22 protein-coding genes and 1 riboswitch are annotated in these 22375 nt (G+C 61.6%); of the genes, 8 read left to right on the top strand and 14 right to left on the bottom strand.

The window, feature by feature from the left end:
• Positions 1 to 12 precede the first annotated feature (12 nt).
• Both BHQ40_RS10635 and BHQ40_RS10630 read right to left on the bottom strand, forming a co-directional pair.
• Positions 13 to 939 (bottom strand): dienelactone hydrolase family protein, encoded by a 927-nt coding sequence (locus BHQ40_RS10635; RefSeq protein WP_070155679.1) that lies wholly within the window; start codon positions 937 to 939, stop codon positions 13 to 15.
• A gap of 60 nt (positions 940 to 999) precedes the next feature.
• A complete protein-coding gene (locus BHQ40_RS10630) occupies positions 1000 to 1395 on the bottom strand; it encodes a gamma-glutamylcyclotransferase family protein (protein ID WP_070155677.1) in 396 nt (131 codons plus the stop codon).
• A 229-nt stretch (positions 1396 to 1624) separates the two neighbouring features.
• Here BHQ40_RS10630 and BHQ40_RS10625 point away from each other — a divergent pair, with 229 nt between their 5' ends.
• Positions 1625 to 1810: a PspC domain-containing protein gene (locus BHQ40_RS10625; protein WP_070155711.1), complete on the top strand. Its 186-nt coding sequence runs from the start codon at positions 1625 to 1627 to the stop codon at positions 1808 to 1810.
• A 1385-nt stretch (positions 1811 to 3195) separates the two neighbouring features.
• Here the strand turns inward: BHQ40_RS10625 and BHQ40_RS10615 are convergent.
• Positions 3196 to 3942, bottom strand: a complete 747-nt coding sequence (locus tag BHQ40_RS10615; RefSeq protein ID WP_070155674.1) for a DUF72 domain-containing protein — start codon at positions 3940 to 3942, stop codon at positions 3196 to 3198.
• 71 nt (positions 3943 to 4013) lie between these two features.
• Here BHQ40_RS10615 and BHQ40_RS10610 point away from each other — a divergent pair, with 71 nt between their 5' ends.
• Together BHQ40_RS10610 and BHQ40_RS10605 are read left to right on the top strand one after the other, a co-directional pair.
• The gene (locus BHQ40_RS10610; protein WP_070155673.1) at positions 4014 to 4760 is read left to right on the top strand and encodes a sulfite exporter TauE/SafE family protein; all 747 of its coding nucleotides are present in this window, start codon (positions 4014 to 4016) and stop codon (positions 4758 to 4760) included.
• A 187-nt stretch (positions 4761 to 4947) separates the two neighbouring features.
• Entirely contained in the window at positions 4948 to 5274 is a 327-nt protein-coding gene (locus tag BHQ40_RS10605; RefSeq protein ID WP_070155671.1) for a hypothetical protein, read from the top strand.
• A gap of 31 nt (positions 5275 to 5305) precedes the next feature.
• Here BHQ40_RS10605 and BHQ40_RS10600 read toward each other — a convergent pair whose 3' ends face one another.
• Complete coding sequence (locus tag BHQ40_RS10600) at positions 5306 to 5872, bottom strand: 2'-5' RNA ligase family protein (RefSeq protein WP_070155669.1); 567 nt, start codon at positions 5870 to 5872, stop codon at positions 5306 to 5308.
• 115 nt (positions 5873 to 5987) lie between these two features.
• Here BHQ40_RS10600 and BHQ40_RS10595 point away from each other — a divergent pair, with 115 nt between their 5' ends.
• A complete protein-coding gene (locus BHQ40_RS10595) occupies positions 5988 to 6506 on the top strand; it encodes a DUF5872 domain-containing protein (protein ID WP_070155709.1) in 519 nt (172 codons plus the stop codon).
• 1 nt (position 6507) lies between these two features.
• Here the strand turns inward: BHQ40_RS10595 and BHQ40_RS10590 are convergent, their stop codons facing one another.
• The 4 genes from BHQ40_RS10590 to thiC all read right to left on the bottom strand — a co-directional run bounded on the left by BHQ40_RS10590 (position 6508) and on the right by thiC (position 11029).
• The gene (locus BHQ40_RS10590; protein WP_070155667.1) at positions 6508 to 7347 is read right to left on the bottom strand and encodes a hypothetical protein; all 840 of its coding nucleotides are present in this window, start codon (positions 7345 to 7347) and stop codon (positions 6508 to 6510) included.
• Between the two features lie 184 nt (positions 7348 to 7531).
• Positions 7532 to 7921, bottom strand: a complete 390-nt coding sequence (locus BHQ40_RS10585; protein WP_070155665.1) for a nuclear transport factor 2 family protein — start codon at positions 7919 to 7921, stop codon at positions 7532 to 7534.
• Positions 7922 to 7955: 34 nt separating this feature from the next.
• On the bottom strand, positions 7956 to 8864 hold the full coding sequence (locus BHQ40_RS25020) for an SDH family Clp fold serine proteinase (protein ID WP_083276839.1): 909 nt from the start codon (positions 8862 to 8864) through the stop codon (positions 7956 to 7958).
• A gap of 305 nt (positions 8865 to 9169) precedes the next feature.
• Positions 9170 to 11029, bottom strand: coding sequence for a phosphomethylpyrimidine synthase ThiC (thiC, locus tag BHQ40_RS10580; protein ID WP_070155663.1), 1860 nt, complete (start codon positions 11027 to 11029; stop codon positions 9170 to 9172).
• A 36-nt stretch (positions 11030 to 11065) separates the two neighbouring features.
• A riboswitch (TPP riboswitch) is annotated at positions 11066 to 11176 on the bottom strand.
• A gap of 50 nt (positions 11177 to 11226) precedes the next feature.
• On the opposite strand from thiC, the gene BHQ40_RS10575 reads away from it, so the two are divergent.
• Complete coding sequence (locus BHQ40_RS10575; RefSeq protein ID WP_070155661.1) at positions 11227 to 11514, top strand: hypothetical protein; 288 nt, start codon at positions 11227 to 11229, stop codon at positions 11512 to 11514.
• A gap of 160 nt (positions 11515 to 11674) precedes the next feature.
• A complete protein-coding gene (locus tag BHQ40_RS26165; protein WP_171905825.1) occupies positions 11675 to 11827 on the top strand; it encodes a hypothetical protein in 153 nt (50 codons plus the stop codon).
• 76 nt (positions 11828 to 11903) lie between these two features.
• Here the strand turns inward: BHQ40_RS26165 and BHQ40_RS10570 are convergent, their stop codons facing one another.
• The 3 genes from BHQ40_RS10570 to BHQ40_RS10560 all read right to left on the bottom strand — a co-directional run bounded on the left by BHQ40_RS10570 (position 11904) and on the right by BHQ40_RS10560 (position 14029).
• A complete protein-coding gene (locus BHQ40_RS10570; RefSeq protein WP_070155659.1) occupies positions 11904 to 12743 on the bottom strand; it encodes a MipA/OmpV family protein in 840 nt (279 codons plus the stop codon).
• A 96-nt stretch (positions 12744 to 12839) separates the two neighbouring features.
• Positions 12840 to 13277, bottom strand: coding sequence for a DUF2141 domain-containing protein (locus BHQ40_RS10565; RefSeq protein ID WP_070155708.1), 438 nt, complete (start codon positions 13275 to 13277; stop codon positions 12840 to 12842).
• An 11-nt stretch (positions 13278 to 13288) separates the two neighbouring features.
• On the bottom strand, positions 13289 to 14029 hold the full coding sequence (locus BHQ40_RS10560; RefSeq protein WP_070155658.1) for a sterol desaturase family protein: 741 nt from the start codon (positions 14027 to 14029) through the stop codon (positions 13289 to 13291).
• Positions 14030 to 14119: 90 nt separating this feature from the next.
• Between BHQ40_RS10560 and BHQ40_RS10555 the strand changes: the two genes are divergently transcribed.
• Positions 14120 to 17023 carry a DUF3857 domain-containing protein gene (locus BHQ40_RS10555; RefSeq protein WP_083276838.1) on the top strand — a complete coding sequence of 968 codons (2904 nt, stop codon included), beginning with the start codon at positions 14120 to 14122 and terminating at the stop codon, positions 17021 to 17023.
• A gap of 57 nt (positions 17024 to 17080) precedes the next feature.
• On the opposite strand, the gene BHQ40_RS10550 is transcribed toward BHQ40_RS10555, so the two are convergent.
• Both BHQ40_RS10550 and BHQ40_RS10545 read right to left on the bottom strand, forming a co-directional pair.
• On the bottom strand, positions 17081 to 18247 hold the full coding sequence (locus BHQ40_RS10550; RefSeq protein ID WP_070155655.1) for a pyridoxal phosphate-dependent aminotransferase: 1167 nt from the start codon (positions 18245 to 18247) through the stop codon (positions 17081 to 17083).
• A gap of 162 nt (positions 18248 to 18409) precedes the next feature.
• On the bottom strand, positions 18410 to 19165 hold the full coding sequence (locus BHQ40_RS10545; RefSeq protein WP_070155652.1) for an SDR family oxidoreductase: 756 nt from the start codon (positions 19163 to 19165) through the stop codon (positions 18410 to 18412).
• Between the two features lie 106 nt (positions 19166 to 19271).
• Between BHQ40_RS10545 and BHQ40_RS10540 the strand changes: the two genes are divergently transcribed.
• A complete protein-coding gene (locus BHQ40_RS10540; RefSeq protein WP_070155650.1) occupies positions 19272 to 19688 on the top strand; it encodes a winged helix-turn-helix transcriptional regulator in 417 nt (138 codons plus the stop codon).
• 353 nt (positions 19689 to 20041) lie between these two features.
• On the opposite strand, the gene ftsH is transcribed toward BHQ40_RS10540, so the two are convergent.
• Entirely contained in the window at positions 20042 to 21988 is a 1947-nt protein-coding gene (gene ftsH / locus BHQ40_RS10535) for an ATP-dependent zinc metalloprotease FtsH (RefSeq protein ID WP_070155648.1), read from the bottom strand.
• Positions 21989 to 22375 lie beyond the last annotated feature (387 nt).

The following is a 22375-nucleotide window of genomic DNA, read 5'->3' as shown; positions in this document are numbered from 1 at the left end:
GCTTAGCCTTTATCAGCCCTTCTTCACATATTTGCCGAACCAGTCCGCCGTCGCCTTCCACGCCGCGGCGGCCGCGGCCGGATCGTAACTGGGGCGATAATCCGCCATGAAGCCGTGTCCGGCATCCGGATAGACAGTGATCGCGCCCGGCTTGCCCGCCGCCTTCAGCTTCTCCCGCATCGCATCGACATCCCCGACCGGAATGCCCTTGTCCTGCCCGCCATATTGGCCGAGCACGGGGGCGTGGAGCGCATCGGCCAGTTCGACCGGGCTTTTGGGCTGAAGCGGCTTGGGGTCGCCGGTGAGCCGCCCATAGAAGGCGACGCCCGCATCCAGCGCCTGGCTGTGCGCGGCATAGAGCCACACGATCCGACCGCCCCAGCAAAAGCCGGTGATCCCGCGCTTTCCGCCGTCGCCGCCATGCGCGCCCGCCCAGGCGAACGCCGCATCGATATCGGCCATCACCTGCGCATCGGGGGCCTTTGAGACAATCGTCTCCATCAGCGTCTTGACCTCGCTGACCTTGGTCGCGTCGCCCTGCCGCGCGAACAGGTCCGGCGCGACTGCATAATAGCCCGCCTTGGCGAAACGGCGGCACATATCCTTCATCCATTCATGGACGCCGAATATCTCATGCACCACGACGATGATCGGCGCGGGCTTGCCATGATCGGGCCGCGCCACATAGGCGGGCACGGCGAACCCGTCGCTGCCCGTGAAATGGACATTCTCGATCGACAGCCCGTCCGATGGCGTCTGCACGGTCGTCGCGGCGACGGGCTGGCATGCAGCCGCGAACCCGGCGGCGAACGCGCCGCCGATCAACAGGCTGCGGCGGTCGACACCCAGCATTTGAACCCAGTTCTGGTCTTCTGGCAGTCGGTCTGCGGGCGCGCGGCTTTCGGGCAGTTGGTTTTCAGGCATTCGGTCTGCGGTCATGCTGTCTCTCCTGGCGCCCCTTTGCCCACCCTAACGCAACACGGCGCAGGGGCAATCGGATCAGCCGAGAAAATCGCCCCCGGCGATCCTCTCCCGCCCCTCGACCGGCCAGGCATAGAGATAGGTCCAGGCCGCCGTCCGGCCATGCTCCGTCTCCACCTCTATCACCGTCCGCCGATATTCATGCGGTTCGGGCCAGGGCGGGGCGCATTCCTCATAATCGTCCAGCGCCGCCAGCAGCGCTCCGCCGGGATCAATCTCGAAAAGGTCGCCAGTCACGGGGCCGCCATTCGCATCGGGCACAAACCCCGGATAGCCGTCGATCCGGTACAGTGCGCCCCGCGCCTCCGCCCGGCCCAGCCAGCGCGCCTCCTGCGCCAGCCTGTCCGCCAGGGGCGCGGAGCCGCCTTTTCTCAGCGTTCCATAAACGAAAAGGCGGGTCGGTCGGATGGCCATGCCTTAGCATAGGCGGCGTCCGCTCTTTTGCGAACCTTCAGCGCCGCCACGGATCGCCGAAAAAATCCCCAACAGATGTGGGAATTTCCTAACCTGCAGCGAACCGCATCGCCATTCCCGCGCGCTACACAGCCCAAAGTGGCCATTTTCCGGGCAAAACCAGAATTGGCACGGCTCCTGCGTAGTGTCCGGCATCTCGCCGGATGCGGCAATTTTGAAGGATCAGACCATGCAGACCAGCTTCACCCTCGATCGCCGCAACGCCAGGATCATGGGCGTTTGCTCCGGCCTTTCCGCCAAGACCGGCGTCGATGTGCTGATCGTGCGGATCGCCGTCGTGCTGCTGACCCTGTTCGCCCTGGGCCCGGTGGGCGTCGTCGCCTATCTGCTGGCGGGATGGCTGGCGGAGGGCTGACGCCCTGTCCGCGCATGCGCCTTAAAAGACTGGTTCCAAGAACCGGCTCGACGCGCAAAAATGCCGCCCCGGGCCATGCCTTGGGCGGCTTTTTTCGCTTTATGCTTTTTCCGATGGCGGAAAAGGCGGGGTAGTTCGTTCAGGCGTACAGGACACCGTAGAAGGTGATGACCTGAACGCTGAGCGCCATAAGAACGGTGGCGCCATTGACTGCGTAACGCATTGCATTGCTCCCTTTCGTGTAACTTTTGTTACGGGAGGGCGCCACTAGCCCCATGTGGACCAGCCCTCAATCGCAAAGGGCGTCTTCGCACTTGCAACAAACGCAATCGCTGACGCAATAAAATATTAACCATGCGAGTCGGGCGGAGCGGCCCTGCGCCGCGCCGAGACTGCGGATTTCGCCCCGGGGATGATGCGATGCCAAATGCCGCCCCTTATGTCGCGGCGACCTCACGTCCGACTGGGGTGGTGCGCGGACATATCCTCTATTTCGTCATCCCGAACTTGATCCGGGATCCATGAGCGCGGGGCGCTTGTGCAGTCACATCGCCGTAGAGCCAATAGGTCCCGCATCAAGTGCGGGATGACGAAAGGGGTGGAGAGGTGGCCTTGCGCTTTATTGCCGTCATCGCAGCGGAGGCTGGGATCTCAGGCCCGGTGGCACCAACTCTCCTGAGGTGCAGACCGCGCTCGGCGGAGAGCGGACTGGCGGCTTTTAAACAGGGCTGATCCAGTTGCACAAGTTGGCCCTAACCGGTAGCCATGCCTCGTGGATCGGCTCACTAAGTTGAAATTACGAATGTATGGTCGCCATGCTGTGCTGGCCATCATCATAGTAGGCTCTATGTTTAGCGCCGATGGCTTTTGGTATGCTATCGGTGCGCTCATCCTCTTGGCAAGCTATTGCCTAGAGCGATGCAGAACCTGCGGTCAGGTGGTGTGGATTCGCACTGGGATCGAGTTCATAACGACTATGGCTGTAGGGCCGTTCATTCTACCTGAGAGCTGCCCGAAATGTGGCTCACCTGATTTCTAAACAAGCCATTTGAGCGGGTTTCGAGCGCCACAAGATTGCGTGCGAAAGTCCGAAAATGCGCGATAGTGCTCAGGCTGCTAATACTCAACCGGATCGCTCTCGCCCTTACCTGATTTACCGTGCCGTAGCGCCTGCCCGATAGCCAATTCAATCTGCAGTCGGAGCCAATCCCCCCCTATGCTCATCCGGGAGCGCCAAACCTCTGCTGACGATCTTTTCAACGGTGTTGGCCACCCACTCATCATAGGTCCAATGTTCACTCATAAGGTGGGCATGCCGATCTTCCGAATGTCAGCAAACAAGAAACTGAATGGCGCGGATATGCGGCAAGAAATGCCCGCCCCGGTCACTTCGCCACGCGCTCCATCAACGCCATCGCGGCTGCCGGATTCCTGGCCTTGGCCCCCGAAATGAAGAAAACAAAAGCGTCTCCGCGCTTCCGCCACGCCTGCGCCTTTGCCGCCCAGTCATCCAGGGCGGCCGGGGCATAGCCCGCCGGTTCATCCTCCACAGAGCGCATCAGCCGCGCATAGGTGAAGTCCGCCGTATCCGCCTCGATCAAGGGATATTCGTCATGGTCGGCATAGACGATTGCGGCGTTGGCGGCTTTCGCCAGCGCGATGAAGGCGGGGTCGCGAAAGCTTTCATGCCGCACCTCCAGCGCGTGGCGGAGCGGAACGCCGTCCACCGCCTTTGGCAGCAGGGCGAGGAAGGCGCCGAAATCCTCCGCATCGAATTTCTTGGTCGCCATGAACTGCCACAGGATCGGGCCGAGCTTGTCCCCCAGTTCTGACAGCCCCTGATTGACGAAGCGCTGCACGGACTCCGCGCCGTCCGCCAGCATGCGGCGGTTGGTGCAGAAGCGGGACGCCTTGACCGTAAAGACGAAGCCGTCCGGCGCGGCGTCGGCCCATTTGCGGAAGCTCTCCGGCTTGAAGCTGCTATAATAGGTGCCGTTGATCTCTATCGCGGTCAGGCGGCTGGCGGCATAGGCCAGCTCATCCTTCTGCTTGAGGCCCTGGGGATAGAATGTCCCGCGCCACGGCTCGAACGTCCAGCCGCCAATCCCCACCCGTGTCCGTCCATCCGTCATGCTATTCTCCTGCCGTAAAGCCGGTTCCAACGCCACTGGCTTCCTTATCTCAACACCGTTAGGGCAGCGCCATGCTCTCCGACCCTCTCGTCCTCGCCGCCGCCTGCCTGGCCGTCATCATCATCGGGCTGGCGAAGGGCGGATTTTCCGGGATCGGGGCGCTGGCGACGCCGGTCCTGGCCATGGTCATGCCGCCGGTGCAGGCGGCCGCCGTGCTGTTGCCGATCCTGATCGTGCAGGATGTCGTCAGCGTATGGGCGTTCCGCAAGACATGGAACCGGCGGATCGTCGCGATCATGCTGCCCGGCGCGCTGGCCGGCATCGCCCTTGGCTGGGCCTTTGCGGAGATATTGCCGGTGGCCGGCATGATGGCGATGCTGGGCCTGATTTCCATGATGTTCGGAGTCTGGCGGCTGTGGGTGGAGCGGGGCGGCCGGATCGTCGCCGCCGCGCATGCGCCGGACTGGGCGGGCGTGCTGGCGGGCGTCGCGGCTGGATTCACCAGCCAGGTCGCCCATGCCGGAGGACCGCCGTTCCAGATCTATGTAGCCCCCAAGAAATTGCCGCATGAGGAGTTTGTCGGCACCACATCCGTCCTGTTCGCGATCATCAACTGGGCGAAAGTGCCCGCCTATATCGCGCTGGGGGAGTTCACGACGGAGAATCTGGGCATATCGGCAATGCTGGTGCCGCTGGCCATTGTGTCGACCGCCGCAGGCGTCTGGCTGATCCGCAGGCTGGACGCGCCGCGCTTCTACACCATCGTCTATCTGCTGATGATCGGGCTTGGCCTGAAGCTGATCGTGGACGCATTCTGACGCCCCGGCGGCGCGCAAATGCGATGAGGAATGCGAGGGTGTTCGAGGGTCGCCGCAACCCACATAACGGCGTAAATATACGTTCGTACTATTCCTCATGTCGTTGGTGGAAAAGCGCCTGCGCGCAGGCCGGTTAACCATCAATAGCGCCTGCGTAACGAACGCCGGAACAGGGAGGGCGAACGCAATGCGGAATTGTGAAGATAATGCGCGCCCGGCCGGACGCCCGATCCAACAGGAGGCGGCGGGTTGGACGCTGCTGTCCGGGCAGAGACGCGACCTGGCGTTGACGCTGCTGCTCGGCCTGATGCGCTTCAATCCGCAGGAGGCGATGATCGTCCGCGCCGGCATGCGGCACGCGGCGAACAGCCTGTCCGCCGCGATGGCGCGGATCGCAGGCGGCATCGCGCCGCGCGGCGTGGCGCTCCCGGCGATCAGCCATCCCTGGGCGGCGGCGCTCTGCTGCGTGGCGCTGCTGCTGCCCGCGATCCGGCCGATGATGGGCGTCGCCTGACGGCAGAGGGGCTGACAGGCGGGCGCGCCGGTCAAAAGGCGAAGGCGCCCTGCGGCGCACCCATCAACGCCCATGAGCGCAGCGTGGCATGCTGTGTCCGGCCATAGATGCTGTGGACGAGCGCCAATTCCGTCACTGCCCATGCAATCGGTGGACAGCGGCGCTGGTGGACCGGCCCGTCGCGGTAGCAAAGCGTCTGATGCGGATCGAAGCTGTAATCCTCCCGCAGCAGCGCGCCATGCGTGGCCGCGGTGGCGACGATATCGCGCTGCAGGGCCATGAGAGCGGGATCGCGATGGCTGGGCCGCAGCGATACCGACCTGTAGCCCTCCACCAGCCTGTCAAACGTCACCGTCAGTGGATCGGCGCGGATGCTGTCGCCCGCCGCCAGCAAGCGCTCGACCAGCGCATGGGGATAGTCGGGATAATCATGGGTGATGGCGAGCGTCATGTGCAGATGCTCCGGCCGGATGCGCCGTGCGCCGCCAGCAATGCCCTCCGCAAATATATCCGTTCGCCGCGCGGTGACTGGATCGGGCTTGAAGGCGAAGAAAAAGCGGTGGCTATGGCCGCCGCGCATCATGCTGTGCTGGTTCATGGCGTCTCTCCGAATCGCGCTATATGTTCATGATATGTTCTATTGTTGGAGAGTCCAGAGCGGAACGGCGGCGGGCGATGGCCGTTGGCGCTTCAGCAACCCGAAGGAGGCGCGCATGGCGCAAAGTGCGGAGCGGACAAACCCCGGCCTGTGGGACGCGGTGAAGGCGGAGATCACCGCCGGGGCCAAGGGCGGCAAGCCCGGCCAATGGTCCGCTCGCAAGGCGCAACTGGCGGTCGCGGAATATAAGCGGCGCGGCGGCGGATATGAGGAAAGCGGCTTCGCGCGGGACGAAACCGACCTGCACCAGTGGACGCAGGAGGATTGGGGCACCAGGTCCGGCGCGCAAAGCGGGGAAAGCGGCGAACGCTACCTGCCCCGAGAAATACGCGCGCTGCTGACCGAGGATGAATATGCGCGCTCCACCGCCAAGAAGCGCAAGGACGGCGCGAAGGGCCGGCAGCACAGCGCCCAGCCCAAAGATGTGCGCGAGAAGGTGGCGCGCATCAAACGCGAAAGCCCGACCAAGGCGATGCTGATGGCGCGGGCGAAGGAGCTGGGGATAGCGGGGCGGTCGGGCATGGACCGGGACGCGCTATTGCGGGCGATCGAGGGGGCGGTGGGCGACGGATAAGCTATCGCGCGATCATCCATTTGCCACCACGAAAGCGATAAATATTGGGTGAAACGCAGCGCGGTTGCGCAGCGCAGTCATTCGCAACCACCTTTTTGAATTCGTCGAAGCTGGCCCCGTCCGGGCGCATTGCCACAAAAACGAACTGGTCCGACACGGCAGTTACAAAGAGGTCGGGACCAACGGCCTTGGAAAGCCGCGACCAGCTATCCCGATCGATCAGCAGGCTTGCGAGATATTCCTCCGCCTCGAACGCGACGGGCGCTTCCGCGAGTTGTTGCGCGGTAGGAATCTTCGGCAACCGTTCCTCCGTTTGTTTCCGCGCGAACGTCCACGCCTGCTGGCGCGTCAAACCCAGTTCGCCAAGATCCTTGTTCCCGACAATACGGATGGCGTTGTCGGAATCTGACGCCAGAACAGCGTAGAGGTCCTCGCCTATCGGCTCAAAGACGCCCCATGCGCTTGGACCGCCCTTTCCATTATTATTCAGATATTCGAGATACTGTTGGTCGCGCACCACCAGGCGGAGGCTTGCGGGAGTCATTTCCGGGAGTTTCTGGGAGATTTTGGTGACGAACTCCGCTTTGGCGGCTTCACAGTCGGAAGCCGCCGCATGCGCGCAATAATTGTGGATGCGGTGCAGGTTGATTTCACCTTCCTCTCGCTCCCCACTTTTCCTTTGCACAATGACCAAAGGCTCATCCTGCTTTAGAGACAGGCGGGCGTCCGGCATGGCGGTCTGTATCCGGCGGAGCATCTCTGCAGAGAAATTCTCTTGCGGCGCTGCGGAGCAGGCGAGCGGGATCAGGGCAACGCCCAGCACAGCATTTCGAAATGTCATTCTTCCGCTGCCCCCCGGCTATGGCGCGCCAAATGTCAGCGATTTCCCATCACCGGACAAGATATGCCTCGCTAGATATATCCGGAATCGACCAGATTGAGCGACCGTTAGCGCAGGTGGCGGGAATGGGTTGAAATAGCGGCGGATGAAAGCTGGGCGATACCGAACATTGCGTGGATGCGCCTCAACCCAGCGTGACGAATATCTCCGCTTCGATAACCCACTGGCCGCCCGTTTCGCGCCACTTCGCGGTGTAGACGCCGGATGCGGCGAGAGCACCGGTGGCTTTATCCACGCCCTGCCATTCGCCCTGCTCCAACGCGATGGGTTCGACCGGCGAGACGGTAATCACGTCCGGTTTGCGGTCGTAGATCAGGCGATGCGGAGAGGCGAACTCGCGCGTCCACACCTTCACCTGCGCATTGCGCCCGGCGATGACGGCGCTGTCCGTACCGGTGACCATGACGCAATCACGGGCGAGGAGCGGGCCAATGGCGGAAGTGTCGCCTTCCGCGATGGCGCGGTTGAATGCGGCGCGGCGCGCGCGGATGGCGAGTTCGGTGGTGGGGGACATTGCAACTAGGTTATTATTAAGCCGGATTAGAGCGTCATGCCGGCAGTTTTATAAAAGCTGCAGCGTTCTGATTTTCTACCATTTTAGCAGCACCGCTTACACTGAGGCTATGCATGAAACAGTGATGCACCGTAAGTACTGCTTCCTGTAACTCTTGATCATCCTCTAAACGCTCTATTTTTAAGCCAAGCGCTTCGCACTTATCTATGTGAATGTGCCGAGCATGGGACTTGTTGTCATCAACATCAGATAAACCTGACACAATTGCCTGTGCTTTTGTTGGTGCTTCAGGATCGTCGCTCAACATATTGTCAATCAGCCGGTCCCGGACAAATTCGGCAGCCATTGTGACGGCTTGCTCGCATTGACCAACAAATGTAGGCGTATATTTGCTAAGTACGAATTGCCAAAATTGAAGGCGCTCTGGATTAGCCTGAATTTCGGCAATTGCTCGCTCGATTTCTTTTTTTACAGCAGCGGCAGGAAGACCTCCTAGTTGAGGATCTATCGGTCCAAGATTGGACTGTTTACCCATGATGATCGATTTACAAGTACATGCTATCATTGTCCCTGCCGACATGGCCAAATGAGGGACTATCGCTCGAATATCACAGCCAAAAATTCTTCTTAGGTAGTCAACAAGAGATTCCGCAGCAGCAATGCCTCCACCAGGCGTATGTAGGATCAGATCAAGGCCTTTAGTTTTATCCAGGCCATGAATAGCCATCATAAACGCGGCTTTATCTTCATCATTCACATCTGTACCGAATGCACCCGGGTTGCTCAGCCAACCCGAATAATATGCTATGACATTTCTGCCTGTTTTTTTGAAAAGCTTTCTAAGATATCGACGTCTAACGATATCTACAGCACTCTGGGCACTATTTGTAAGTTTAGCGTCTTGAGCCTGAATCTCGGTTAGTACCTGCCCCCAATTTGGCATTCGTCCCCCTATGTCCTATCGCCTCTCCGACGCTGTATACCGTACGCGTCCGCTGTGACTGGGGTGTAAACGTACCTCTAGTGAGGTCAGGCGATGTACGAAACGGTGCGTTCGCGACATCGGCCATCAAGAGCGCGAATTGCTCTTCAAGCGTTGTCACTGCGAACCTCCATGTAGCTTCATCATGCCATAACCCCCTTTGGCGTGACTTGGTTCACATTTTTGGTTTGAATCGAGATACCAGCGCTTTGTCAAGCCATACTGCACAACGGTCACTGTAGGATAGCCAGCATAATACTGATGGATCAATCATGCTCTCTCCCACCAGCGCCCATATACAGCTCCCGCCCGGTCGCCTCGTACAGTTCGCTCATCTCCTTCATGCCCGCCTCCGCATCCTCCGCCGCGATGAACGCATCCGCCGGCTGGTTCTGCTTTGCGGCGAAGTCGCGAACTTCCTGCGTGATCTTCATCGAGCAGAATTTCGGGCCGCACATGGAGCAGAAATGGGCGGTCTTTGCGCCTTCCGCGGGGAGGGTCTGGTCGTGATATTGTTCCGCCGTGTCGGGGTCGAGCGACAGGTTGAACTGGTCGCGCCAGCGGAATTCGAAGCGGGCGCGGCTTAGGGCGTCGTCGCGGACCTTTGCGGCAGGGTGGCCCTTCGCTAGGTCGGCGGCGTGGGCGGCGAGCTTGTAGGTGACCACGCCGACCTTCACGTCGTCGCGGTCGGGCAGGCCCAGATGCTCCTTGGGCGTGACGTAGCAAAGCATCGCCGTACCGTACCAGCCGATCATCGCCGCGCCGATGCCGCTGGTGATATGGTCGTACCCCGGCGCGATGTCCGTGGTGAGCGGCCCAAGCGTGTAGAAGGGCGCTTCCCCGCACGCCTCCAGCTGCTTGTCCATATTCTCCTTGATCTTGTGCATCGGCACATGGCCGGGGCCTTCGATCATCACCTGGATATCATGCTCCCACGCCTTCTTGGTGAGTTCGCCCAGCGTGTAGAGTTCGCTGAACTGCGCCTCGTCATTGGCGTCGGCGATGGAGCCGGGGCGCAGGCCGTCGCCCAGCGAGAAGGCGATGTCATACGCCTTCATGATGTCGCAAATGTCCTCAAAATTCTCGTAGAGGAAACTCTCCTTGTGGTGCGACAGGCACCATTTCGCCATGATCGACCCGCCGCGCGAGACGATGCCGGTGACGCGCTTCGCCGTCATCGGGATGTAGGGCAGGCGCACGCCCGCATGGATGGTGAAATAATCGACGCCCTGTTCCGCCTGCTCGATCAGCGTGTCGCGGAAAATCTCGTAGGTCAGTTCCTCGGCGATGCCGCCGACCTTCTCCAGCGCCTGATAGATGGGCACGGTGCCGATCGGCACGGGCGAGTTGCGCATGATCCATTCGCGGGTGTCGTGGATATTGCGGCCGGTGCTGAGGTCCATCACCGTGTCCGCGCCCCAGCGGATCGACCAGACCATCTTGTCGACCTCACTGGCGACGTCGGACGCGACGGCGCTGTTGCCGATATTGGCGTTGATCTTCACCAGGAAATTGCGGCCGATCGCCATCGGCTCGGATTCCGGGTGGTTGATATTGTTGGGGATGATGGCGCGGCCGCGCGCGACCTCATCCCGCACAAATTCCGGCGTCACATAATCGGGGATGGCGGCGCCCCAGTCATTGCCGTCGCGCACATAATCCTTCAGCCGTGCGCGGCCGAGATTCTCGCGCTCCGCGACATATTCCATCTCCGCCGTGATGATGCCCTGGCGGGCGTAATGCATCTGGCTGACGTTCATGCCGGGCTTTGCGCGCAGGGGGCGCTTGACGACATTGGGGAACTGGCTGACGCCGCCGCTGCGGTCGGGGCCTTTCAGGCCGTTATCTTCGGGCTTGATGGCGCGGGCGTCATATTCCTCGACATCGCCCCGGCCGAGAATCCAGTCGCGGCGAAGTTGCGGCAGGCCGGCCATGATGTCGATGCGGGCATTGGGGTCGGTGTAAGGACCGGACGTGTCATAGACGCGCACCGGCGGCTCGCCGCTGCCCGGCTCCAGATGAATCTCGCGCATGGCGACATTACGGGGACCGACATGGATCTTCCGCGAACCCCGGATCGGGCCGGTGGTGACGCGCATTTCAGTGCGGGCGGGGATATCGGCCATGAAGTCTCTCCAAATATGCGGAGAGAGAATGCGGGCCCGTAAAGCTCGCTCCCTCCCTCCGCCGGTGTCAACCGGATCAGGTTCAGCGGGTCATGGCGCCCATCGCCATATCTCAACCCTGTATGCAGGGTCCCCCGGGGAATATTTGCAAGGATAGGGATGGACAGGCAGAAGGTCCAGCGAAGTTTGGAGAATCCATGAACCATCCCGATCTGACGACCAAGGCCGGCCGCAAGGCGTATAAGCATGAGCTGCGCATGGTGGCGGTGCGGCCCCGGCGGGTGGGCCTGCTGCTGCTGGGCGCGGGGATGATCCTGGCGGCGCTGCCGCTGTCGGGGGTGCACAGCCTGTTCGGATGGTCGCCGCGCTTCCTGGCGCTCGGCGCGGTGGCGCTGGCGACGCCGTTCCTGGTCGCGGCGGCGCTGCTGCGCGGGCGATATCATAAAAGGCGGCTGGGCGGAGAAGCGCCGCACCTGCCGCGATAGGCCCGGTCACCCATTGCCAAGACGCCGAAGAAGCCACTGAAAATATGTCCTGAATCGGGACCTCAACCAATTGTTAGGGCAATTGTAGGAACGTACAGCAAGGCGCATTCTTGGCGCTCACGGATTCAATGAAAATCCGGTCTGAGTGGAGGATGATTTGATGGACAACACGCTGTCACGCCAGAGCGAAAAGCGCCCGAACGGCCGCCTGACGAGCGCACAGGCCCTGTTCCTTGCGCCGCTGGCCCTGTGGTTCGCGCTGTCCTACATGGCCAGAAGCTGGCTGGCGGCGGACCGCGGCGAACGGGACTGATCCCGCACTCCCGTCCTTTCGAGTTACACCCTTTCGAGTCACGCCCGTTCAGGTCATACCGTCCGGGCCGGTGCGGTCAGAACGTATAGCCAATGCCGATCGCGGCGATCCACTGATTGCTGCTGCCCGCAATCTCGACGATTGGCGCGCGCTTATAATCGCCCAGCATCTTCTGATAACCGCCAAGCGCGAATACCGCCCAACCCTTGCGCAGATCGCCGGACAGCGAATGCCCCGCGATCAGGTTCATGCTGACCTTCTTGAACCCTGAATCGTCGCCCGCGCCGGTATAGACCGGCAGGCCGCTCGCCAGGCTGCCCGCCGCGTCGACATCATAATAATAGCGGCCATAGCCCTTGCCGACATATTCGGCCGACGCGCCCACGCCCACGAAGGTCGTGGTCGATAGCGGCGTCATATATTCGATGGCCGGGGTGATGACGTAGCTTTTGTGCGCGCCGCCAACATCCTTCATCCAACTGACCCGGACGGACAGATTGTCATAGTCGCTGGTGATCACGCCCGTCTTGCCCAGGCCGACGAAGCCGCCGACCTCTATCGCTGTGTCCAGCTTGCCAAGCGCCCTGACCTGCGGGTCCTTGATCCGCTGGGTCCGGGTCAGGTTGACGTTGACGGCGGGTCCCACCTCTATGTCCCAGCCATTGGGATCGGTGTTGGGGATCGCGTCCACATAGAGGCTGGTGCCGCGTGTCCAAAAGGCGAAATCATTGACCTTGCCCCGCGCCGCAGCGACCGGGACCGCGATATAATCGTCCGACCCGTCATAGCTGGGCACATAGGCAGCGCCTGCGCCGATGGTGAGGGATGACCGGTCCTCCGCTTCCTGGGCCTGTGCGGGAACGGCGAGGGCAGCGCCGAACGCGGCGAAAAGGAGCGGGAGGCGGAGATATGTCATGATTTTCCTGTTCGATAGGGTCGAACGAGAGAATGTTTCACGGCTGTTGCAGGTTCCCTTGAGCTTTCGGGTTCCCTCCGGACTGTTGCCCGCAGGTTACAGGAAATATTTCATCCTTATGTCCTGCCGCACAGCCGCGCCGCCCACGGTGAAGCGCGCGGAGCGAAAGCTGGGCGCGCCAAAACGGATCGGCGGATTTTCCGAAAAGCCGACGCCTTCCTTCGGAATGCCCATGAAAGTGTCGAGCTTCTTATTGCTGTTCTGGTCATGGATGATCGCCAGCGCATAGCCGCCGGCGGGAAGATCGCCGAGCGCCATATTGGCGGCCTGTGCGGCGGGAATGCTGAAGTGCCGCTTGTCCGGGTCCCCGGTGCAGTCGGGGAAATGATCGGGCAACCGCGTGAGGCAAATCTGCAGCAGGCCGCGGGGCGAGCGCAGCCCCTCCACGCCGACGGTCAGCGGCTGGGGCAGGTCCGCCGGAGCCGCGCCGATCAGCAGGGCGACAGCGCCCAGACCAGCGATCCGCGCAAGAATCCTCATGATGTTCACGCCCTTTTGGCCTGCCCGGCAAAGGTCCCTATGCCCTTGTCCGTTCCGCAGAGCCGGTCCCAGAAGCGGAAATACAGGCCATAATTGCAGGCGTAAAGGTCATGGTGCCGCTGATGATGGCTGGCCGTGATCAGCCAGCGCCCCGCCGGGCCATGCACCAGCGCGCGCGGAAACATTTCCCACCCCATATGGTTGCTGACCCCCATGACGGTCATGATCGTCAGCACCGCGCCCAGCGCCCCGACATGGATGGGAATGAGAAAGACCAGCGCTGGGATGACCACCGCGCCGGTGATCGCCTCCCACGGGTGAAAGCTCATCGCCGCCCAGGCCGTCGGCGGGCGGCTGGCGTGATGGACGGTGTGGATGCGGCGGAACAGCGCGGGGACATGCATCCAGCGGTGCGTCCAGTAGAACCATGTGTCGTGCGCCAGCAGATAGAGCAGCACCGACAGCGGCGCATACCAGAGCGGGAAGGCGTGGATGTCCGTGTAGATGCGCGTCCAGCCATGCGCCCGCCACCCCCAGGCGACGATGCCCGCAGGAATGCCGTAAATGGCGGCGGAGAGCAGCGACCAGCCGACCTCCCGCCACATTTGCGGCTGCAGGCCGGCATAGAGACCGGGATGCCGGATGCGCGTCGCCAGCGCAAACCCGCCGCTGGTGATGAGATAGCGGATGCCGACGATGAGCGTCATGGCGATCGCGGAGAGGATAGCGGCGGCGAGCGGGGTCATGGGAGGGGTATAGGGGGTTGGGAAAGGCCGGTCACGGATTGTGTCCCTGTAACCAGAGAACGCATATCATATTTTTCCGCGCGGCGAGTAATGTTCCATTACAACCGTCTTGGTTCGAACTGCTCGACATTCGTTAGGGCTAAGTTAGTTTCCCTTCCTCAATATCGCATTTCAAGAATTTTGGGGGGTAAATTGGGACGATTATTGCCAGCGGTGCTGGCGGCGGCTGCCGCCTGCGCCCCTTATTCTGCGCTGGCGAGTGATACGCCGCTTTATCAGCCGGCCCCTGCATGGGTCCTTCCTGCCGTAATGCCGCCTAATACGTCAGATTCGCCTCCCCTTCTCATTCTGGACTTTCAGCATCGCATCGAAGACGGGCGCCTCTGGTCCTATGTCGATCAAGCGACCCGGATTTCTACGCCAGAGATACTGGCGCAGGCGGCAACGCTGACAATCCCATGGGCGCCTGATAAGGGTGATCTTCTGATCCACGAGCTATCAATTCTTCGCGGAGCAGAGAAAATCGACCTGATTGCCAATGGTCAGAAATTTACTGTTCTTCGTCGTGAACAAGCGCTGGAACAGCGCGAACTTACAGGAATATTGACGGCCACCATAGCGGTCGAAGGGCTGCAGGTAGGCGACGTGCTTCAACTTCGCGCCACTGTTACGGCCAAAGATGATGCGCTTGCCGGTCGCGTGCAGGACATCATGCCCATCATAGCACAGCCAGCACGCGTTGGATTTGCGCGTATGCGTTTTTCATGGCCGACAAATGCCGCCCCTCGCTGGAAAATTATCGCTGACGGGGTCAAGGGCGTGCCTGTCCGCAAGGGGGCATATACCGAAATGACCCTGTCGCTACCTGCGCCCAAGCAACCCGAAATGCCCGAAGATGCGCCAAGCCGATTTCGCCGTTCGCCTTTAATCGAATTAGCGACCTTTTCAGATTGGGCGGACGTTTCCAAAACCATGGCAACGCTCTACCGGACCGAACATGCGATCTTGCCCGGAAGTCCCGTCGCCGCTGAGGTTGCAGCGATCATGGCGTCCGAGGCCACGCCTATCGGCCGGGCTCAGCGCGCATTGCAACTGGTCCAGGACAAAATCCGGTATCTGGCGATCGGCATGGATGGCGGGAACTATATCCCGCAAAAGCCGACACGGACCTGGGAGCTAAGGTACGGCGATTGCAAGGCAAAGACGCTGCTGCTGATCGCCATGTTGCACGCCATGAATATCGAGGCCGAACCCGTGTTGGCCAATGTCGGCCTGAGCGATTTTGTCCCGGAACGGCTGCCCAGCGCGGGTGCGTTCAATCATATTTTCGTCCGCGCCGTGATCGACGGAGAAACATTCTGGCTCGACGGCACAGGCAGCGGGTCCCGTATGGCCGATATCCGTGATACGCCGCCGTTCCAATATGTCCTGCCGGTGCGCCTTGCAGGCGCAGACCTTATGAACATTGAGACGCACGCCAATGCGCGACCGTTGATCGATCTTTCCGTTGATGCGGACGAAAGCGCGAGCGTGGAATTGCCAAGCGCGTTCCATGCCACACTCATCGTGCATGGCCCCCAAGCAGCGGCGATGGCATTGGCGAAAACCCAACTTGGCGAAAAGGAGCAGGGCGAAGCAGTCCGACAATTCCTGCAACAGTTTATCGGCGAGGGGCAATATACGAACGCCACCATAACGCCCGACAGCGCGAGTGGAGATGTAACATTGCGCGCCAACGGCGTCGTCACTACGCCTTGGACGACGGAAGATCGGCGGCGCAAGCGCGCTGTGGCGTACGCACTGAGCGGCTTCGATTTTGCGCCGGATCGCAGCAAGCCCAGTTGGGCGGAGATTCCGGTCGCCGTCAATCCACCGCAAGGGATGCGATACCGGCTGCGGCTGAAACTGCCCGACAACGGCCGGGGCTTTGCAATAGACGGTGAAACAAATCTGAAGGAAAGGCTGGCCGGATTCAATCTCAGCCGCTCGATGCAAATGGACGGTGGGATCGTCACGCTGGATGAGCGCTTCGATTCGCTGGGAGGAGAAATCGCGGCGAAGCAAATTCCCGCCGAACGCGACGCGGTTGCCACAGCCAAGGCGCGATCACCTCGTCTTGTCGCACCTGTGGACACTGCCCGCCGCTGGACCCTGACAGCCAGTGAAATGGCGGCCTCGACACAGGTCAAGGCTATTCGGGCAGTCTTCGACAAGGTGATCAAGGATGATCCCGAAGAGGCAACAGGCTATACCAGCCGGGCGGCATTTCTGAATGGAACGGGAGACCGGCGCGGCGCGCTTGCCGATATGGGGCGAGCGATAGCTATAGCCCCTTCCGTAAGCTCATACCTGCAGCGGGCGTTCATTTCCTACGAACTGGGCGATGTTAAAGGCGCATTGGCGGACGCCGAGGCCGCGCGCGCTCTCGACCCCGCATCAGGCGAAACTATCGGAAGAGTAAGCTATTTTGAGGCGGAACTCGGCAATCTGGACCGCGGCGTTGCCCTGCTTGATCAACGCATTGCGCTGGGTGGCGAGACCCGATCATCTTTTCGCGAGGCCAAGGCAAACCTGATAGGCGATTTCGGCGACGTGCATGAGGCCATCAAACTCTATGATATATTGATTGCGGAGAAACCCGGTTCACCATCGCTCATGAATGGCCGATGCTGGATAAAGGCGACGCATTCGGTGATGCTGGACACTGCCCTGAAAGACTGCACCAGCGCGATAGAGCTGAGCAGCGATACTACCGGTCCGCTCGATAGCCGAGCCCTGGTTTGGTATCGCTCCGGACGATATAACGAGGCGTTGGCGGATCTTGACGCTGTACTTGCTGCTTCGCCCGGAAAAGCCAACAGCCGGTTCCTGCGCGCTGCGGTGCTGAAAATGCTTCACAGGGATGCGGAATCCGTCAAGGACGTTGCCATCGCCCGGCGCATAAAGCCGAGTATTGACAGAGAATATGGACGGTACGGGATCACATTGCCATGATCCCATAGCGCTGTTGAACGCAGCCCCGTTCTATAGCGGGGCTGCGCGCTTCTGTCCTCACCCCATCAAAATCTTGTCCAGCGCCACCCGGAACTTCTGCATGTCCTCCGCAGATCCCACGGTGACGCGGCTCATCGTGGGATAGGCGTCCCAGGAGCGGCCGATCTGGATGCCTTCCGCGCCGAATTTGGCCTGCATGTCCTTCGGGTTCTTGCCCTTGCCCCAATCGACCATGAACATGTTCGCGTGCGAGGGGATGTAGGGGATTTTCCGTTTTTTCAGGTGGGCGAAGGTTTCCTCGCGCACGGCGTTCATCTGGTCGCGGCGGGCGGCGATCTGGTCGGCGAGGACCAGGCTGGCGGTGCCGCAGGCGACCGCTGTCATCGGCAGCATGAAGCTGACCTGCTGCCCGTCATAGCGCATCATCTTCTTGTAGAGATCGGGGTGCGCGATGGTGAGGCCAAGGCGCATGCCCGCCATGCCGAACAGTTTGGAGAAGGTCCGCATGACGATCACGTCGTTGCGGGTGCCCGCCAGCTTTGCGGCGCTGGGCGTGCCGGCGAAGTGGATATAGGCTTCGTCGACGAGGACGACCGAGTCCGCGGGCTTGTTGGCGATCAGCCATTCGATGTCCTCGATCGGCGTCAGCGTGCCGGTCGGGTTGTTGGGCGAGCAGATATAATAGAGGCCCGCCTTCGGATTGGCGGCCAGCATCGCCTTCACATCGTGGCGGTAATCCTTGGTCAGCGGCACGCGATCGGGCTTTACCCCCAGCCATGCGGCGGTGGCCCAGCTTTGTTCATAGGTCGGGTTGGCGGTCACCAGGCCGCGCTCCGGCGAGCAGAAGGTGATGACGGAGCGGTTGAGCGGATCGCTCGACCCCGGCCAGGCCATGACGCATTCGGCCGGAACGCCCTCCACCTGCGCGACGGCGGCGGTCAGCTTGGCATGTTCGTCGTCCGGCTCATACCAGTTGCCGACGGCGGCGATCTTCGCGGCCGCCTCCACGCCAGCGGGGAAAGGGCCGGTCCAGCATTCGTTGGAGCCGATGCGCACCGCACCGACCATCGCCTTTGCCGACTGCTGGGCGAAGGCGGGGCGGGCCACCTGCGTCATGACCGCGCCCGCGCCCAGAAGCGCGGCGATGCGCCCTATCTGCCGCCGGGAATAGCCGCGGCTTTCGAGTTCCTGCCTGCTTTCACGATCAATCTGCGCGGTGGTCATGTCGCTTCCCCTCAATATGCCGGTTCAAGCCTGCCGGGGCGGTTGCGAAAGGAATATCGCAGACGGAAACGCCCCAAATATATTCGGTGACGTAAGCATAACGTACGGACGGCGATTAACCACTATTCCGGCAAGATTATTCGCGGCGCGCGCCGCCCCGGATCAGCGGGGGGCGTTGAGCGTGGCGAATATCTGATCGAAATTCCCTTGCTGGGCGGCGAAGCGGAGCGGCTTGCAGCGTTCGACGATCACTTCCCGGACCTTTGCGTCGGACGCAAGGATCGCCATCACCTCATCGATGAAGTCAGTGAGCGGCATGGCGGCCGGATCATTGGCCTGGTGATCGCCGGTCAGGGACGTCTGGACATAGGGCGGGATGATCTCCACCACTTCGGTCGATGTTCCCTTCAACTGTTCGCGCAGGGCCATCGCATAGGCGTGGATCGCCGATTTGGTGGCGCTGTAGGTCGGCGTCGCGACCATCGGCACGAAAGCGAGGCCGGACGTGACCATCATCACGGTGGCGGCCGGTTGCTTCAGGAGATGCGGCAGCAGGGCGCTGGTCAGGCGGATCGGGCCGAGCAGGTTGGTCGCGACCGTCGCCTCCGTAGTGGCTAGGTTGGCGGGCGCCTGCAATATATCCTCGATCTGCATGATGCCCGCATTGTTGATGATGACATTGACCGCAGGATAGGCGGCGACGAGCTGCGCGGCGAAAGCCGTAATGGAGGCGGCGTCGCCCACGTCGAAGGTCATGGAGGCCATGCCGGGATTGGCCGCGGTCACCGCGTCCAGATTAGCGGCGTTGCGGCCCGCGATGATCACCTGATTGCCCGCGGCATGGAATTTTTCCGCCAGCGCTTGGCCAATGCCGGAGCCGCCGCCGGTGATGAGTATGGTGTTGCCGGAAATCTGCATCGTTCGAACCTTTCTGATCGCTGTTGTGATTCCCAGATAAATATGACACTCTCCTTTGGAAAGTAGGCACCCGAAAGTTCGATACTTACCACATGGATACTGTAGGATGAAGAAGGCCCAGCCGGACCCCATGATCGAGGCGCGGCGCGCGCATCCGCCGCCCATGGAAACCGACCCGGTCGTCGGCGCGCTGGTCGATGAGATTATCGGCCGGGTCGCGGACAAATGGACGATGCTGATCCTGGAGGCGCTGGAGGATCATGGCACGCTGCGCTTCACCCAGCTTGGCCGGCATGTCGGCGACATCAGCCAGAAAATGCTGACTAAGACGGTGCGGCAGATGGAGCGGGATGGCCTCGTCGCGCGGACCGTCTATCCGGTGGTGCCGCCACGGGTGGAATATAGCCTGACGGAGCTGGGCCGGACGCTGGGCGCGGCGTTCTGCGGCGTGTGGATATGGGCGGAAACCTATCATGCGCAGATCGAGGCGGCGCGGAAGGCGTTTGCGGAGCGGGAGGGGTGACGGTCCGACGAAGCCCGCATTCCGCCATCCCGTTCGCTTCGAGCGTAGTCGAGAAGCCTCTGCGCAACCTTGAGGCAAAACGCTGTGCGACCGTGTCTCGACTTCGCTCGACACGAACGGAGAGGGTGAACGGGGCGGAGCGGGAGGTAGGCTAGGACTGCCCATTTTATGGGTCGGCGTGCTCCTGCGAAAGCAGGAGCCCAGTTCGGAGCGTGGGCCTGGGCTCCTGCTTTCGCAGGAGCACGCTGCGTTTTAAGCGCCCCAGGGCGAACGGAGTTGGGTCCTAGACTCGAACGAAAAAGGGCCTCCGTTTCCAGAGGCCCCTTCGCATTCCATAACCGGGAGACTGCGGGTTACGCCCCCTGCCCCGCCGGTTCGCCGAAGGGTCCCTTGCGGCGGCGGGTCTTGGGGATGGAGGAGCCGGCCGCGGGCACGTTGCTGGGCTTGATCTTCGTGCCGTCGTCGCGGGTGATCTCGCCATCTTCCAGCAGCTTGCGGATTTCCTCGCCGCTCAGCGTTTCATATTCCAGCATCGCGTTGGCGAGCAGGTGCAGCTCATCCTCATGCTTCTTGAGCAGTTCCTTGGCGCGGTTGTAGCCGGTTTCGACGATCGTGCGGATTTCGTGATCGATCGCCTGCGCCGTCTCGTTCGACATGTGCACGCGCTGGCTCTGCGAATAGCCGAGGAAAGTCTCGCCCTGCTGCTCCTCATATTGGAGCGGGCCAAGCTTGTCGGACATGCCCCACTGGGTGACCATGTCGCGGGCGAGGCGGGTGGCGTACTGGATGTCGCTGGACGCGCCGGACGACACCTTGTCATAGCCGAAGATCACTTCCTCCGCGACGCGGCCGCCCATGGAGACGGCGAGGTTCGCGTACATCTTGTCACGGTGGTAGCTGTAATTGTCGCGTTCCGGCAGGCGCATGACCATGCCAAGCGCGCGGCCGCGCGGGATGATCGTCGCCTTGTGGATCGGGTCCGACGCAGGCTCGTGGATCGCGACGATGGCGTGACCCGCCTCATGATAGGCGGTCATCTTCTTCTCATCGTCGGTCATGACCATGGAACGGCGTTCCGCGCCCATCATCACCTTGTCCTTGGCGGCCTCGAACTCGTCCATCGCGACCAGGCGCTTGCCGCGGCGGGCGGCCATCAGCGCGGCCTCATTGACGAGGTTGGCGAGGTCCGCGCCGGAGAAGCCGGGCGTGCCGCGCGCAATGGTGCGGGCGTCGACGTCGGGGGCCAGCGGCACCTTCTTCATGTGCACGGCGAGGATCTTCTCGCGGCCTTCGATATCCGGGCGAGGCACGACGACCTGACGGTCGAAGCGGCCCGGACGCAGCAGCGCGGGGTCAAGCACGTCGGGACGGTTGGTCGCGGCGACGATTATGATGCCCTCATTGGCCTCAAAACCGTCCATTTCGACCAGAAGCTGGTTCAGCGTCTGCTCGCGCTCGTCATTGCCGTTGCCGAGGCCTGCGCCGCGATGGCGGCCGACCGCGTCGATTTCGTCGATGAACACGATGCAGGGCGCATTCTTCTTCGCCTGCTCGAACATGTCGCGGACACGGCTTGCGCCGACGCCGACGAACATTTCGACGAAGTCCGAACCGGAAATGGTGAAGAAGGGCACGCCCGCCTCACCCGCGATCGCGCGGGCGAGCAGGGTCTTGCCGGTGCCGGGCGAACCGACCAGCAGAGCGCCCTTGGGAATCTTGCCGCCAAGGCGCGCGAATTTGGTCGGGTCCTTCAGGAACTCGACGATTTCCTGAAGCTCCTCGCGCGCTTCGTCGATGCCGGCGACGTCATCGAAGGTGACGCGGCCATGCTTTTCGGTCAGCAGCTTGGCTTTCGACTTGCCGAAGCCCATCGCGCCGGAACTGCCGCCCTTCTGCATCTGGCGCAGGACGAAGAAGGCGATGCCCAGGATCAGCAGGAACGGTAGCGACTGATAGATGAGGATCATCCAGAAGCTCGGCTGCTCCTCCGCCTGGCCGCTATATTTGACGCCATAATCGTCAAGCAGCGTCGTCAGGTTCGGGTCAGTGACGGGGACCGTCTGAAACTTCTGATCATTCGACAGGGTGCCGGTGATGCGGTCGGGCGCGACGGCCACTTCCTTCACCTGGCCATCCTGAATCTTCTGCCGGAAATCGGAATAGGCGATGGCCGCGCCGCCAGCCGTGGTCGAGCGGTTGTCGAACATCGACACGAACAGCAGCAGGGCGATGATGACGCCTGCCCAAATCATCGCACTCTTGATCCAGGGATTGCCCTGCGGTTCCTTGTCGTCGTTCATCTATCGCTTTCGCTCGCTTTCAGCGCCCAAGATAAGGCTCCCGTCCCAAATAACAACAGGCCAATGCCAACAGGATCAGGGGTTTTCGGAGTCGATCCTGCCCGACAGTGGTTGAATAATGGTGAATGCGCCGTTTACCACGATGAGGCGTGGGGTTGGGGCGTAGATGTGCAGTCTCCCTCCCTCACACTCCGTTCGTGCTGAGTAGGGACTGAGCTTGGCGAAGGATGATCAGGTCGGATCGTCCCCCGGACGATCCTGAACATGCCGGGGGCATGTTCACCTGTTCATTATCGAAGCATATGCGCCAAGTCCCAATCCTTCGATACGCCACTTCGACTTCGCTCAGTGGCTACTCAGGACGAACGGATGGGGGAATCGCTGGAG

It is taken from the genome of Sphingobium phenoxybenzoativorans, assembly GCF_001757355.1.
In the GTDB taxonomy this organism is placed as follows: Bacteria; Pseudomonadota; Alphaproteobacteria; order Sphingomonadales; family Sphingomonadaceae; genus Sphingobium; species Sphingobium phenoxybenzoativorans.
The sequence above is the reverse complement of the archived record's forward strand: the minus strand, read 5'-3'. Positions and strand labels throughout refer to the sequence as shown.